Here is a 13,555-nt window from a genome sequence, read left to right as displayed (position 1 = left end):
CCATATTATGCTGCAACCGCCTTCGCGGCCTCGACCACCGCGGCAAACCCAGCCGGATCATCGAACGCCATTGCCGAAAGCACCTTGCGGTCCAGTTCGATATTCGCGGCTTTCAACGCCGCGATAAACTGGCTGTAGGTCATGCCGTGCTCGCGGACCGCGGCGTTGATCCGCTGAATCCACAGCGCGCGGAACTCACGCTTCTTAACCCGGCGATCGCGATATGCGTATTGAAGCGACTTTTCGAGCCGTTCGAGCGCAATCCGATAGCTGGTCGAAGAGCGGCCGACGAAGCCCTTCGACTGTTTGAGAACTTTTTTGTGCCGTGCGTGGGTGGTAACACCCCGTTTGACGCGTGCCATGATGCGTTTTCCTTAACCGAGACCGTAGGGAGCCCATTGCTTGACGGTTTTACCGTCCTGCTCAGGCAGCGCCATCGTGCCACGATTGGTGCGCTTCATTTTGGTGGAACGATTGATCAGGCCGTGGCGCTTATTACCATGGCCACACAGAACTTTGCCGGTCGCGGTAATCTTGAACCGCTTCTTGACCGACGACTTGGTCTTCATCTTCGGCATTTTCATCTCCTTCAAGTCCATGCCCACAGCCACGCGGCTCCGGGTGCGCGTTGTGCGGCCGGGCATGCCAAAACGCCCGGGCTCGCGACAGGATCGCGCTGGAGTGCGGCGTATAGGCACATTGCCGGGCAGATGCAACCGCTCGCCGGACAATGATGGCCACGCCCCCGCCTCATCGGCGCGCCCTGACAAAACTCATCGCCTCCAACAATTTTAAAATTTTTTGCAGTGCAAGACGAATCAACGTGAGGTAGTCTATTTTGGCAAAGCCGATGGCGAACGGTCGACCGGGGCAGATCAAAAAAGGACAGCAGAATGGTGTTACGGCCTGAGGCGGGCATGATTGGCGCAGATACGAAAAAGCGGATGATGCCCGCGCGACCCGGGCGCGTCATTCTCGGATTTCTCGACCGGATCGAAGATGCCGCATTGGCCGGCTGGGCGGTCGACCCGATGGCCGCCGACCAAGCCCTGACCATGCGCGTGCTGGTCGATGGCCAGATCGCCGACGTCATCAAATGCGACGTGAACCGCCCCGATACCGGGCCGCTCAACCTGCCATCGACGCGGGTCGGATTTGAATACGCCATCCCCTCCCGCTTTCAGGATGGTCTTCGCCACGTGCTGTCCTTCGCGACGCTGGATGGTGATCCAATCCATCTGCCCGGCCGCGGTGGCCTGATGCTGCCTGAACTGCACTTCTGCCTTACGCAGCGCACGCATATCGAAGGCGTGCTCGATGGGTTGATCGATGGCATGATCCAAGGCTGGGCATTGCGCGTCGATGAACGCACCAACGCCAAGACCGGCGGCATCCGGGTACTCATCTCCACCAAAGGCCAGCCCCTGGCCGAATTGCAGGCCAACGAATTCCGCGCCGATGTCGGGGAGGCGCTGGGGGCCGACCCAAGCTGCGGCTTTTCCTATGCATTGCCGCCGGAGCTCAGGAACGGCAAGACCATCGTGCTGGATTTCCACGCGATGCCGGACCGGATTCTGCTGCGTGGCAGCCCAATGGAAATTGCGATCCCGGCAGAGGCCGAGCGCACCCGCATCGCCAATCTGATCGACCGTGCGGATGAATTGTTCCGCTATGCGTACCATCTGCGGCGCGAACTCAAGGCGGCCATGCCGGCCGAACGGCTGTCGCTTGCGAGTTATGCGTCCTGGGCACGCCAAAACCAGCCGCTGATCACCCAGCGCGCGATCGCGCGATACGGTGCGATCACCGATGCCCCGCTGGTTTCGGTCCTCTGCCCGGTGTTCCGGCCCAACCAGGGCGAGTTCCTCGCCGCGATCGACTCGGTGCGCGCCCAGACCTATCAGAACTGGGAGTTGATCCTCGTCGATGATGCCAGCCGGGACGAAGCCCTGAGCGAAACGCTGGAGCGCCTCGGCCGCGTCGATCACCGGATAAAAGTGATCGTCCTGCCCAAAAACCTCGGCATCGCCGCCGCGACCAACCAGGCCCTCGCCGCCGCCCGCGGCGGGCTGGTCGCATTTTTCGACCACGACGATGTGCTGGAGCCGTGCGCGCTCGATGTCATGCTGCGGGCCCGATCCGCCACCGGTGCGCGCTTGCTGTATTCTGACGAGGACAAGATCGACCGTAACGGCCATCTCTCCGAACCTAATTTCAAGCCCGATTTCAATTACCGCTTCCTGCTCGACCTCAATTACATCTGCCACCTCGTCGTCGCCGAAACCGCGCTGGTGCGCGAACTCGGCGGTCTCGACCCGCGGTTCGATGGTGCACAGGACCACGATTTATTGCTTCGCATGAGCGAGCGCCTGCTGGCGCACGAGATCCATCACGTGGCAGAAATCCTCTACCACTGGCGCATTACGCCGGCTTCGACCGCCGGCGGTGCCGCTGCCAAGCCCCGCGCCGCGCTTGCAGGCGAAGTTGCGGTCGCCGAACACCTCAAGCGACGCAATCTGCCCGCGAAAACCGAGCGGCGCGGCGCGCTCACCTGCTACCGCACCAGCTTTGCACTCGATGGCGATCCGGGTATCTCGATCCTGATCCCATTCCGAAATCATATCGACCTGACCCGTCAATGCGTCGAAGCGATCCGCACCCACTCTGAAGGCCTGACGATCGAAATCATCCTGCTCGACAATTGGTCCCAAGGCAGCGAGGTCGAGGCGTTCTGCACCGAACAAGGCAACTATCCCGATACCAGGATCCTGCGCATCGCCGAGCCGTTCAATTACTCCCTGATCAACAATCGTGGCGTCGCCACCGCATCGCACCCGTTCCTTTTATTCATGAACAACGACGTCATCGTGAGCGATCCAGATTGGTTGCGCACCATGCTGAACGAAGCCCTGGCCGACCCGCAGGTCGGCGCGGTCGGCGCCAAGCTGCTATACCCGAACGGCACGATCCAGCATGCAGGCGTGGTCCTCGGCGTCGGTGGCGTCGCCGACCATGCATTTCGTGGCCTGTCCGGCACCGCTCCCGGTTATATTGCCCACGCCATCGCGGCACGCGAAGTCGCAGCCGTCACCGCCGCCTGCATGCTGGTCCGGCGCAGCGCATTCGAAGCCGCCGGCGGTTTCGATGCGACGGAGCTAGGCGTCGCATTCAACGATGTCGATCTTTGCATCAAAATCCGCGAGGCGGGCTACCGGATCATCTTCACGCCGGACGTCGTCTGCGAACATCGGGAAAGCATGAGCCGCGGCGATGACCTCGATGAAGACAAATTGTCGCGCTTCATGCGCGAGAACGAGGCGATGCGGCTACGCTGGGAGCACGTGCTGCCGAACGATCCGTTCTACAATCGCCATTTCGCGCGCGAAGGCGGCTTGTACCGCGATCTCCGCCGGCTCGACCCCGAGGACGAGCAGAAACTCGGCCGACCCGCCCCGCAAACCCACCCGATCGCGCCGGTCCATGCCACAAGGCCCGCACCGAAGGCGTCGGCCGGCAAGGCACTGAACGGAGCGGCGAAGCTCCCTGTCGCACGCGGCAAACCCGCCAAAGTCACCGCACCGGCAAAGTCAAAGCCACGGTCCCACACTGTAGTGGACTAGCGCTGCCACGATAACGACCGCTCCCGCGCGAAAGGTCTGAAATTGAATGGTGCGGGCGGTCGGAATCGAACCGACACTCCTCTCGGAACCGGATTTTGAGTCCGGCGCGTCTACCAGTTCCACCACGCCCGCAGCCAAGTCCGGCGCTTAGCACAACTCATCCCATCCCAAAAGAGGCCGAAAACAACCGGTGCGCCGCATACCGCCACCCCCCTGTTGCCAATCGCCGTCGGCTTGGCTAAGAGGCGCACCACGGTTCCCGGATAGCTCAGTTGGTAGAGCAAGCGGCTGTTAACCGCTTTGTCGCAGGTTCGAGTCCTGCTCCGGGAGCCAAGGTTTCCAAACAGCTTGCATCGCTTCCGACGTTGATTTCATGGCGTGCGGATCGCTACCGCGCCAACGAAAACAGTGCGCACGCGAACATCCAGCCCCACGTCGATCGCGACCGGCAGCGCATTGGCCAATCACCATCACTGCGTTACCACTCCTGGTCGCGACAACTCCATGCCAATTCACCGCTCCCGGCGCGTCCTGATCCATGCCCTGTGCGCGATATTAAGTTTTTCTAAATGCTTTAAAAATTTTTTTATCTTTACTGAGTTAATCCAACCCTGTCATCGTGCCGGGGCCGATGCCGCAGAGCATCGCAGGGAAAACCGCACGAGCCTTGAAGGTGGTGCTGTCACGAGAGGAAACGCGATGTTCGCCCACGCCGGACTCGAAATCCATCCAATCCGTGGCAACACGGCATGACGCCAGCGCTCCCCCAGTTCTTCGGGCTTGGGGTCTACATCATTGCCATCATCGCAATGACATGCGTCATGGTCGGCGGCTCTTATCTGCTCGGTCCCCGCAGACGCGGTCCGGCCGACCCAAACCCGTTCGAATCCGGCATCATGCCGATCCACGATGCGAAAATCAGGTTTCCCAGCCAGTTCTACTTGGTCGCCATGCTGTTCGTCGTTTTCGACCTTGAAACGGTCTTCGTTTTCGCCTGGGCAATCGCCGCCCGTCGTGCCGGCTGGCCGGCCTATGGCGGCATCATGTCATTCCTCACCTTGCTCTTGATTGCACTGGCCTATCTCTGGCGCTCCGGCGCGCTGGATTGGCGGCCACGGGCGCGGATGCCTTTGCCGGCCCGGAATCGGGCGCTGTGAACCACCCAGCGCCGGACCCGACCGGCGCCAACCAGAAGTTCATGCTCGGCAAGCTGGAGGATCTCGTCTCCTGGGGTCAGAAACACTCGCTCTGGCCGTTCAATTTCGGCCTGTCCTGCTGCTACGTCGAAATGGCAACTTCGTTCACCTCCAAATTCGACATCGCACGCTACGGTGCCGAGGTTCTGCGCGCGACGCCCCGCCAGGCGGACGTCATCGTCATCGCCGGCACCGTATTCCTGAAAATGGCGCCGGTGGTGAAATATCTCTACGATCAGATGCTCGAGCCGCGCTGGGTCATCTCGATGGGCTCCTGCGCCAATTCCGGCGGCATGTACGACGTCTATAGCGTCGTCCAGGGCGTCGACAGCATCCTGCCGGTCGATGTCTATGTGCCAGGCTGCCCACCCCGGCCCGAAGCGCTGTTCGAGGGCCTGCTACTGCTCCAGAACGCGATCAGCGCCACAAAACGCCCGTTGAGCTGGATGATCGGCGACACCGGACCGGTTCCCTACACCCCGCCCAGCCAGCGCGACCTCAAGACCGACGCCCGCATGGCCATGCGGACATCACCGCTGCCGGATCGCCTGTAATGAGCGTAACCTTGTCCGACGCCATTGCCCCGCCGGCTCTGAAATCCTGCCCGCCCGCCGCCCAACCGGGGCAACCCGTGCCGCCATCGCCGCAAGCCACCACCGATGCCATCGAAACCATCTGGTGCGACGCCGATCATCTGATCCACCAGATGCAGTACCTCAAAACCGACCAGACCCAGAATTATCGGCTCCTGCTCGATATCACGGCGATCGACGAACGGCAGCGCACCCACCGCCCGCATCCAAATTGTGCCGATTTCACCCTGCTATACCACGTGCTTCGCCCGACCGACGGCAGGCAGCTGCGGGTGAAAATTCCCCTGACGCAGGATGCGCTGATCGCCCCGACCCTGTGCCCGGTGTTTCCGAACGCAAATTGGTACGAGCGCGAAATATGGGACATGTTCGGCATCCGCTTCGCTGGGCATGACAATCTCCGTCGCATCCTGATGCCCGAAAGCTGGCAGGGTCACCCGCTCCGCAAGGACCACTACAGCCGTGCGACGGAACGCGGCCCGTTCGTCTTGCCAGCCTCGACCGAACAGGCCGAACAGCATGCCCTCCGCGACATTCCAGCGCTCGCCGGCATGATCGACGATACCGACGATGATCCCGAAACCATGATCATCAACCTCGGCCCCAACCACCCCAGCCTGCACGGCGTCCTGCGGCTGGTGGTCAAGCTGCGTGGCGAAGAAATCATCGATGTCGTCCCCGAAATCGGCTTTCATCATCGGGGCGCCGAAAAAATCGGCGAACGTCAGTCCTGGCACAGCTTCATCCCCTACACCGACCGCATCGATTATGTTGCCGGCGTGATGAATAATTTCCCCTACGTGATGGGCGTGGAGCAACTGGCCGGCATCACCGTCCCAGCCCGGGCGCAGATGATCCGCATCATGCTGGCCGAGATTTTCCGGATCATCAGCCATCTCGTCTTCTTCGGCACCATGGTCCAGGACGTCGGCCAGTTATCGCCCGTGTTCTACGTCTTTACCGACCGTGAACGCGCCCTCGAACTGATCGAAATGATCTGCGGCTTTCGCATGCACCCCTCGTTCTTCCGGATCGGCGGCGTCGCCGCCGATCTGCCCCAGGGCTGGGATGCCAGGGTCCGCGCATTTCTCGCCTATCTGCCCCGGCGGCTCGACGAATATCAATCGATGGTGATGCGCAACCGCATATTCAAAGCCCGCACCATCGGCATCGGTGAATACAGCGCAGCCGAAGCGCTCGACTGGGGCGTCACCGGCCCGGGCCTGCGCGCTACAGGCATCGCGTTCGACTATCGCAAAATCCATCCCTATTCCGGCTATGACCAGCTCGCGTTCGACATCCCGATCGCCCAGCGCGGCGATTGCTACAACCGCGTTCAACTGCGGCTCGATGAAATGCGCGAGAGCCTGCGAATCATCGCCCAGTGCCTGAAACAAATGCCGCCAGGCCCTGTCAAATCGAACCATCCGCTCGCCATGCCGATGCCGCGCGAAGCCGTGCTGCATGACATCGACACGCTGATCCCGCATTTCCTCAACGCGACCTGGGGCGCCGTGATTCCCCCCGGCGAGGTATCGAGCACGATCGAAGCGACCAAGGGCCTCAACACCTATCACCTGGTCAGCGACGGCACTACCCAGCCCTACCGGGTGCGCATCCGCACCCCCTCCTTCGCCCATCTGCAGATCATCCCCGCGATCAGCCGCGGCGCCTATCTCGCCGACCTCATCGCGATCATCGGCAGCATCGATTTCGTAATGGCCGATGTCGATCGTTGAGACCCAGCCCCCGCTCGATCCGGCCGAGCGCACCGAAATCCGCAATCTGCTCCGCCACTCCCCGACCGCGCGTGCCGCCGCGATCGATGCACTGAAACTCGTCCAGCAAAGGCGGCGCTACATCGCCGACGACATCCTGACCGAAATCGCCCATCTGCTCGGCCTTCCCGTCGCCGAACTCGACGGCATCGCGACATTCTACAATCTGATCTACCGCAAACCCGTCGGCCAGACCGTTATCCTGTTGTGCGACAGCATTACCTGCTGGATCACCGGGCGCGATCATCTGGCACAGCACATCGAACGCCGCATCGGCATCAAGCCAGGCGAGACCTCGACCGACGGCCGGTTCACACTTCTGCCCATCGTATGCCTCGGCCATTGCGATCACGCCCCGGCGATGATGGCGAACGATGTCCTGCACGGCGACGTCGATCCCGCCACGCTCGATGCAATGTTCGACACCACGCCGCTCCCATGAAGACCCCGCCCGACCGCCCGTTGACGCGCAACATCCATCGCGGCGCACCACATTTCGATATCGCCGCCTACGAACGGGCCGATGGCTATCGCGCGGTCCGCGATACGCTCGGCAAGACCGAGCCCGCCGCGATCGTACACATGGTCGCCGAGTCCGGCCTCGCCGGCTGCGGCGGCGGCGGCTTTCCAACCGGGCGCAAATGGCAGTTGATGCCAGGCGCCGCACAACGGCCCGGCCCCCGCTACTTCGTCGTCAATGCCGATGAAATGGAACCCGGCACCTTCAAGGACCGCCTGCTGCTCGAAGGCGACCCCCACCAGATGATCGAGGGCATCATCCTGAGCGCCTACGCTCTCGAAGCGAACCTTTCCTATATCTTCGTGCGCGGCGAATACGTCACCGCCATCGAGCGCCTGAACACCGCAATCGCCGAAGCGACGGCCGCAGGCCTGCTCGGTCAGAATATCCTGGGCTCCGGCTATAATCTTTCGATCCATGTGCACGCCGGCGCCGGGCGCTACATCTGCGGCGAGGAAACCGCGCTGCTGAACGCGCTGGAAGGCCATCGCGCCATCCCCCGCGCCAAGCCGCCATTTCCGCAGATCAGCGGCCTCTGGGGCTGCCCGACCATCGTCAACAACGTCGAGACCATCTGCAACATTCCGCATATCGTCCGCTACGGTGCAGCGTGGTACCGCAGCCTCGGCATCAATGGCGGCCTCGGCACCAAAATCTACGGCGTCAGCGGGCGGGTGAACCACCCGGGCGCCTTCGAACTGCCGATGGGCACGACACTCCGTGACATGATCGAACACCATGCCGGCGGCATGAAACCCGGCTATGAACTGCGCGCCGTCCTGCCCGGCGGTGCTTCGACCGGGTTTCTCCCAGCCGATCAGCTCGACGTCAGCATGACCGCGCAAACCATGGCCGCCCACGGCACCAGGCTCGGCACCGGCACGGCCATCGTACTCGACGATCACACCTGCCCGATCGGATTCATTGCTAATCTTCAACAGTTTTTTGCCCGCGAATCCTGTGGCTGGTGCGCCCCGTGCCGCGATGGTCTGCCCTGGGTCGAACGCATCCTGAAATCGATCGAGGCCGGTACCGGTGTAGCGGATGATCTCGATACGCTTGAAGACATGACCGGCAATCTCGGTCCGGGCCGCACCTTCTGTGCCCTCGCACCCGGTGCGATGGCATCGCTGCAAACCGGCCTGCGCTATTTCAGCGCCGAATTCACCCGGCACATCGAAACCAGGACCTGCGCATGGACCTGAACCATCTCCACCTCGATGTCGATCGCACGATCATCACGGCCCAACCCGGCCAGACTGTCCTCGAAGCCTGCTTGTCGGCCCAACTCGACCTCCCCTATTTCTGCTGGCACCCCGCGCTCGGCGCGGTCGGCGCCTGCCGGCAATGCGCCGTCAAACTGTTCAACGGCCCGGAGGATCACACCGGCCAGATCGTCATGGCCTGCATGACCCCGGCGACGTCGGGCATGCGTCTGTCGATCACCGATCCAGCCACCGCGCAATTTCGCGACCGGGTGATCGAATTTGTCCTGACCAATCATCCGCATGATTGCCCGGTCTGCGACGTCGGCGGCGAATGCCATTTGCAGGACATGACCGCTCTCGTCAAACATACACAACGACGCTACCGCTTTACCAAGCGCACCCATCTCAACCAGGATCTTGGCCCGTTCATCCGCCATGAAATGAACCGCTGCATCGGCTGCTACCGCTGCGTCAGGTTCTACCGCGACTATGCCGGCGGCGATGATTTCGGCGTATTCGGCGCCAACCGCAACATCTATTTCGGCCGCGCCACCCCAGGCACGCTGGAAAGCGAATTCGCCGGCAATCTCGTGGAAGTGTGCCCGACCGGCGTGTTCGTCGACAAACCCTTCGCAACCCGGTTTCGCCGCAAATGGGACATGCGCGCCACCCCCTCGATCTGCCCGCACTGCGCCGTCGGCTGCAACATCACGGTGCAGGAACGCGAAGGCGAATTCAGGCGCGTCGTCAATCGTCATAACGCGGCGCTGAACGGGTATTTCCTTTGCGACCGCGGACGGTTCGGCATCGATTTCATCCGCTCGCCGGCACGACTTCGCAGATCCACCCAGCGGGACGCGCAAGGCCCCGGAACGCCCGTCGCTATCCCAGCCGCGACCGCCGCACTCGCTGAACTGTTACGAACAAACAACGTCATCGGCATCGGATCGCCGCGCGCCTCGCTCGAAGCCAACGCGGCTCTGCGCCTTCTGGTCGGGCCCGCGCATTTCTACGCCGGCGTGTCGGATCACGATGCCGATATCATCGCCACCGCCATCACCATCCTGCGCGATGCGGCGGTCCCGATCGCAACACCGGCCGATGCCGCGCAATCCGATGCCGTGCTGATCCTCGGCGAAGACCCGTCCGACATCGCACCCATCCTCGCCTTGTCGCTCCGCCAGTCCGCCCAGCGCCCAACCAGCGAGGCCCTGGCGATCCGGCAGATCCCCGCCTGGAACGACAGCGCCGCCCGCCGCAGCGCATTCGGGTCGCCAACACCGCTGATCATCGCGACACCGATGAGCACGAGGCTCGATGATTGCGCAACAACCTGCCACCGCATCGCCCCGGCCGCACTGCTCACCCTCGCCGCTGCCATCAAAACCCAACTCGAACACCCGTCACCCGCGGATCCAACCGCCATCGCCGCCACCCTGCGCCGCGCCTCCGCCCCGGTCATCGTGGTCGGAGGCGACAGCGCCCTGATGCGCGCCGCCGCCAACATCGTCACAACCCTGCGCCGCAAAGGTATCGCCGCGCGCCTGTCGATCCTGCTGCCCGAAGCCAACAGCCTCGGCCTCGGCTTGTTCGGCGCACCCCCGTTATCCGCCGCCCTGGCCGCAATCCAAACCGGGACGGCACCACATGTCATCGTGCTGGAAAACGACCTGCACCGCCGCTGCGAAACGGGTCCACTGGAAGGCACCTTCCACCGCATCGCCTCACTCAGCGTACTCGACTGCATTGAAACCCCGACCACCGCGACAGCCGATCTCGCCATCGCGGTCGGCAGCTTCGCCGACGCCGATGGCACGACCGTCAACCAGGAAGGCCGCGCCCAGCGCAGCTTCAAGGCGATCTTCAGCACCGACGACGCCCCGCCTTCCTGGCACGTCCTGCGCAACGCCGGCATCGCCGCCGGCCGGCTCGACGCAACCGCCTGGGCTACCCACCGCGAGCTGATCGATGCCATGGCTGCAAACATCCCCGACCTCGCCGCCTGCCGCGCCCTCTGGCCGCATACGCATGACAACATTATGCAGCGCCCCGCCACACTGCCGCACCGCTACAGCAGCCGCACCGCCGTCAATGCAGCCGCCAATGTGCGCGAACCTCCGCCCTTCACAAACCCCGATTCCCCGCTCGGCCCGACGATGGAGGGCCTCATGCCGCGCAGCGGCCTGATGCCCCATGTCTGGTCACCCGGCTGGAACTCCGTGCAGGCAAACCTCAAATTCCCCTCGGCAGCCGAGCCGGGCGTCATGCTCTTCCCGACCAGCGCATGCATCCCCACCGAACTGCCGCTCCCCCATCCGCCACCACCAGCGCCGGGTATACTCGCCCTGCCGATTCGGCGCGTATTCGGCTCGGATGAGCTGAGCAATCTCGCACAAGCGGTCGCATCACGCGTGGGCGGCCCCATCCTCCGCGTGAACCCCGCCGATGCCGCAACGCACGGCCTGTCCGCCGGCACGAGGGTCGATTGCACGATCGGCACAACCACGGTCCGCCGCGCCATCGCGCTCGACCCGGCCATGGCCGCAGGCGTCGCCGGCCTTACCATCGGCGTGCAGGGCGAACCGGGCCTGCCCCTACCCGGCAGCCTCACGATCACCGCAATCCACCCCGGCGAACCGTCATGAACGCCATCCTGCTATCCCTGATCCAGGCTGTCGCCGTCCTGCTCGGCATCACCCTCCTCGCCGCCGGCCTCACCTTCGCCGAGCGCCGCCTGCTCGGCTTCTGGCAGGACCGGCTCGGGCCCAATCGGGTCGGCTGGCAGGGCACGCTGCAAATCGTCGCCGACATGATCAAGATTTTCTTCAAGCAGGATTGGACGCCGCCCTTCGCCGACAAAATCATCTTCACCGCGGCACCCATCATCGTGCTGACCACGGTGGTGCTCGCCTTTGCCGTCATCCCGCTCGGCCCGCTCGCCGGCATCATGCCCAACCTCAACATCGGCCTGCTGTTCTTCCTCGGCATGACGTCGCTGTCGGTCTATGGCGTCATCCTCGCGGGCTGGTCGTCGAACAGCAAATTCGCGCTGCTCGGCGGCATGCGCGCGGCGGCGCAAACCATCAGCTACGAAGTGTTCATGGGCCTCGCCGTGGTCGGCGTGGTCATGCTGACCGGGTCGTTCAACCTTGAAACCATCGTCGCGGCGCAAACCCGCGTCTGGTTCGTGATCCCGCAATTCTTCGGCTTTCTGCCCTTCCTGATCGCCGGCATCGCGGAAGCGCACCGCCTGCCATTCGACCTGCCGGAAGGCGAAAACGAGCTGGGTGCCGGATTTCACACTGAATATTCCAGCATGAAATTCGGCATGTTCTTCATCGCCGAATACGCCAGCATCGTGCTGATCTCCTCGATCACCGTCGTGCTCTATTTCGGCGGCTGGCACGGCCCGTGGCTGCCGCCCGCCGTCTGGTTCGCCCTGAAAATCGGCGCATTCATCGCCTTCTTCATCCTGCTGCGCGCCGCCCTGCCCCGCCCGCGCTACGATCAATTGATGTCATACGGCTGGAAGCTGATGCTGCCGCTCACCATCGCCAATCTCGCGATCACCGGCGCGCTGATGCTCGGCGGCATCGAGTAACCCCGCATGTTCATCACCAGCGCCATCCGCACGATGTGGCTCACCTTCCTGCACCTCTTCCACAAGACCGAAACCGTTCAATATCCGGAACAAAAACCCTATCTCGCACCGCGCTACCGCGGCCGTATCGTCCTCACCCGCGATCCGGACGGCGAGGAACGATGCGTCTCCTGCTATCTCTGTGCGGCGGTCTGCCCCTGCGACTGCATCAGCCTGCAAAGGACGGCGGCGCCTGGCCAGTGGACCCCCGAGCATTTCCGGATCAATTTTTCCCGCTGCATCTTCTGCGGCTTCTGCGAGGAAGCCTGTCCAACATCCGCCATCCAGCTCATCCCCGATTTCGAAATGAGCGAAATCTCCCGCCAGAGCCTGGTCTATGAAAAAGAGCATCTGCTGATCGCGGGCACCGGCAAAGTCCCCGACTACAATTTCTACCGCATCGCCGGCGTCGCAACCGCCGGCAAGCCCAAAGGTGCCGGGCTCAACGAAAGCCCGCCGGTCGACCCTCGGGGGCTGCTGCCATGAACCTCTCGGGTTACGACATCGTCTTCTACGCTGCCGCCGCCTTCGCCCTGCTCACCACGGCCATCGCGATCACCCGCGCCAACCCGCTCTACGGCCTGCTCAATTTCGTCCTGTCGCTGCTCGGCATGGCCGTGGTGTTCTACACGCTCGGCGCGCCGTTCGCGGCCGCGCTCGAAGTCATCGTCTACGCCGGCGCCATCATGGTCCTGTTCCTGTTCGTCGTGATGATGCTCCGGCTCGACCGCACCGCCATCGCGCGCGAATCCGGCTGGCTGACACGCACGATCTGGATCATCCCCATCCTGGCCGGCGCCGCACTCGGCGGCGAATTGCTCTACGGCCTGCTCCGCGGCACCGGCCCCACCCACGCGCACCACATCGTCTCGCCGCAGGCGGTCGGCCTCGAATTGTTCACCTCCGATATCGCCGCGGTCGAACTCGCCTCGATGCTGCTGCTCGCCGGGCTGATCGGCGCCTACCACCTCGGCCGCCCGGCCAGGGCGCGGGACTAGCG

Annotated in this window: 13 protein-coding genes and 2 tRNA genes; 11 read left to right on the top strand and 4 right to left on the bottom strand. The window is 63.3% G+C overall.

Annotation, left to right across the window (positions count from 1 at the left end; all coding sequences use genetic code 11):
* Window positions 1-5: 5 nt before the first annotated feature.
* Together rplT and rpmI are read right to left on the bottom strand one after the other, a co-directional pair.
* On the bottom strand, window positions 6-362 hold the full coding sequence (gene rplT, locus AruPA_RS06330) for a 50S ribosomal protein L20 (protein WP_265635805.1): 357 nt from the start codon (window positions 360-362) through the stop codon (window positions 6-8).
* Window positions 363-374: 12 nt separating this feature from the next.
* Window positions 375-578, bottom strand: a complete 204-nt coding sequence (gene rpmI, locus AruPA_RS06325) for a 50S ribosomal protein L35 (protein WP_029311499.1) — start codon at window positions 576-578, stop codon at window positions 375-377.
* A 315-nt stretch (window positions 579-893) separates the two neighbouring features.
* Here rpmI and AruPA_RS06320 point away from each other — a divergent pair, with 315 nt between their 5' ends.
* The gene (locus tag AruPA_RS06320; RefSeq protein WP_265635804.1) at window positions 894-3,620 is read left to right on the top strand and encodes a glycosyltransferase family 2 protein; all 2,727 of its coding nucleotides are present in this window, start codon (window positions 894-896) and stop codon (window positions 3,618-3,620) included.
* Between the two features lie 47 nt (window positions 3,621-3,667).
* Here the strand turns inward: AruPA_RS06320 and AruPA_RS06315 are convergent.
* Window positions 3,668-3,752: transfer RNA gene (locus AruPA_RS06315), tRNA-Leu, on the bottom strand.
* A 125-nt stretch (window positions 3,753-3,877) separates the two neighbouring features.
* Here AruPA_RS06315 and AruPA_RS06310 point away from each other — a divergent pair.
* Window positions 3,878-3,953 (top strand) — tRNA-Asn (locus AruPA_RS06310).
* A 267-nt stretch (window positions 3,954-4,220) separates the two neighbouring features.
* On the opposite strand, the gene AruPA_RS06305 is transcribed toward AruPA_RS06310, so the two are convergent.
* Window positions 4,221-4,349, bottom strand: a complete 129-nt coding sequence (locus tag AruPA_RS06305; RefSeq protein ID WP_265635803.1) for a hypothetical protein — start codon at window positions 4,347-4,349, stop codon at window positions 4,221-4,223.
* Between the two features lie 20 nt (window positions 4,350-4,369).
* Between AruPA_RS06305 and ndhC the strand changes: the two genes are divergently transcribed.
* From ndhC to nuoJ, 9 genes are read left to right on the top strand one after another with little or no spacing between them, the layout of a single operon-like run.
* The gene (gene ndhC / locus AruPA_RS06300) at window positions 4,370-4,777 is read left to right on the top strand and encodes an NADH-quinone oxidoreductase subunit A (RefSeq protein WP_265635802.1); all 408 of its coding nucleotides are present in this window, start codon (window positions 4,370-4,372) and stop codon (window positions 4,775-4,777) included.
* On the top strand, window positions 4,774-5,370 hold the full coding sequence (locus AruPA_RS06295) for an NADH-quinone oxidoreductase subunit B (protein WP_265635801.1): 597 nt from the start codon (window positions 4,774-4,776) through the stop codon (window positions 5,368-5,370). Before ndhC ends, AruPA_RS06295 begins: the two co-directional genes overlap by 4 nt.
* On the top strand, window positions 5,370-7,148 hold the full coding sequence (gene nuoC / locus AruPA_RS06290; RefSeq protein ID WP_265635800.1) for an NADH-quinone oxidoreductase subunit C/D: 1,779 nt from the start codon (window positions 5,370-5,372) through the stop codon (window positions 7,146-7,148). The genes AruPA_RS06295 and nuoC overlap by 1 nt, the downstream gene beginning before the upstream one ends.
* Window positions 7,135-7,629, top strand: coding sequence for an NADH-quinone oxidoreductase subunit NuoE (nuoE, locus tag AruPA_RS06285; protein WP_265635799.1), 495 nt, complete (start codon window positions 7,135-7,137; stop codon window positions 7,627-7,629). Before nuoC ends, nuoE begins: the two co-directional genes overlap by 14 nt.
* Window positions 7,626-8,912: an NADH-quinone oxidoreductase subunit NuoF gene (gene nuoF / locus AruPA_RS06280; protein WP_265635798.1), complete on the top strand. Its 1,287-nt coding sequence runs from the start codon at window positions 7,626-7,628 to the stop codon at window positions 8,910-8,912. Before nuoE ends, nuoF begins: the two co-directional genes overlap by 4 nt.
* A complete protein-coding gene (gene nuoG, locus AruPA_RS06275; protein ID WP_265635797.1) occupies window positions 8,903-11,560 on the top strand; it encodes an NADH-quinone oxidoreductase subunit NuoG in 2,658 nt (885 codons plus the stop codon). Before nuoF ends, nuoG begins: the two co-directional genes overlap by 10 nt.
* Window positions 11,557-12,516 (top strand): NADH-quinone oxidoreductase subunit NuoH, encoded by a 960-nt coding sequence (gene nuoH / locus AruPA_RS06270; RefSeq protein ID WP_265635796.1) that lies wholly within the window; start codon window positions 11,557-11,559, stop codon window positions 12,514-12,516. Before nuoG ends, nuoH begins: the two co-directional genes overlap by 4 nt.
* Before the next feature lie 6 nt (window positions 12,517-12,522).
* A complete protein-coding gene (nuoI, locus tag AruPA_RS06265; protein WP_265635795.1) occupies window positions 12,523-13,041 on the top strand; it encodes an NADH-quinone oxidoreductase subunit NuoI in 519 nt (172 codons plus the stop codon).
* Window positions 13,038-13,553, top strand: coding sequence for an NADH-quinone oxidoreductase subunit J (gene nuoJ, locus AruPA_RS06260; RefSeq protein WP_265635794.1), 516 nt, complete (start codon window positions 13,038-13,040; stop codon window positions 13,551-13,553). The genes nuoI and nuoJ overlap by 4 nt, the downstream gene beginning before the upstream one ends.
* The last annotated feature ends 2 nt before the right edge of the window (window positions 13,554-13,555 follow it).

Origin of the sequence: Acidiphilium sp. PA (assembly GCF_026191915.1) — a bacterium.
In the GTDB taxonomy this organism is placed as follows: Bacteria; Pseudomonadota; Alphaproteobacteria; order Acetobacterales; family Acetobacteraceae; genus Acidiphilium.
The sequence above is the reverse complement of the archived record's forward strand: the minus strand, read 5'-3'. Positions and strand labels throughout refer to the sequence as shown.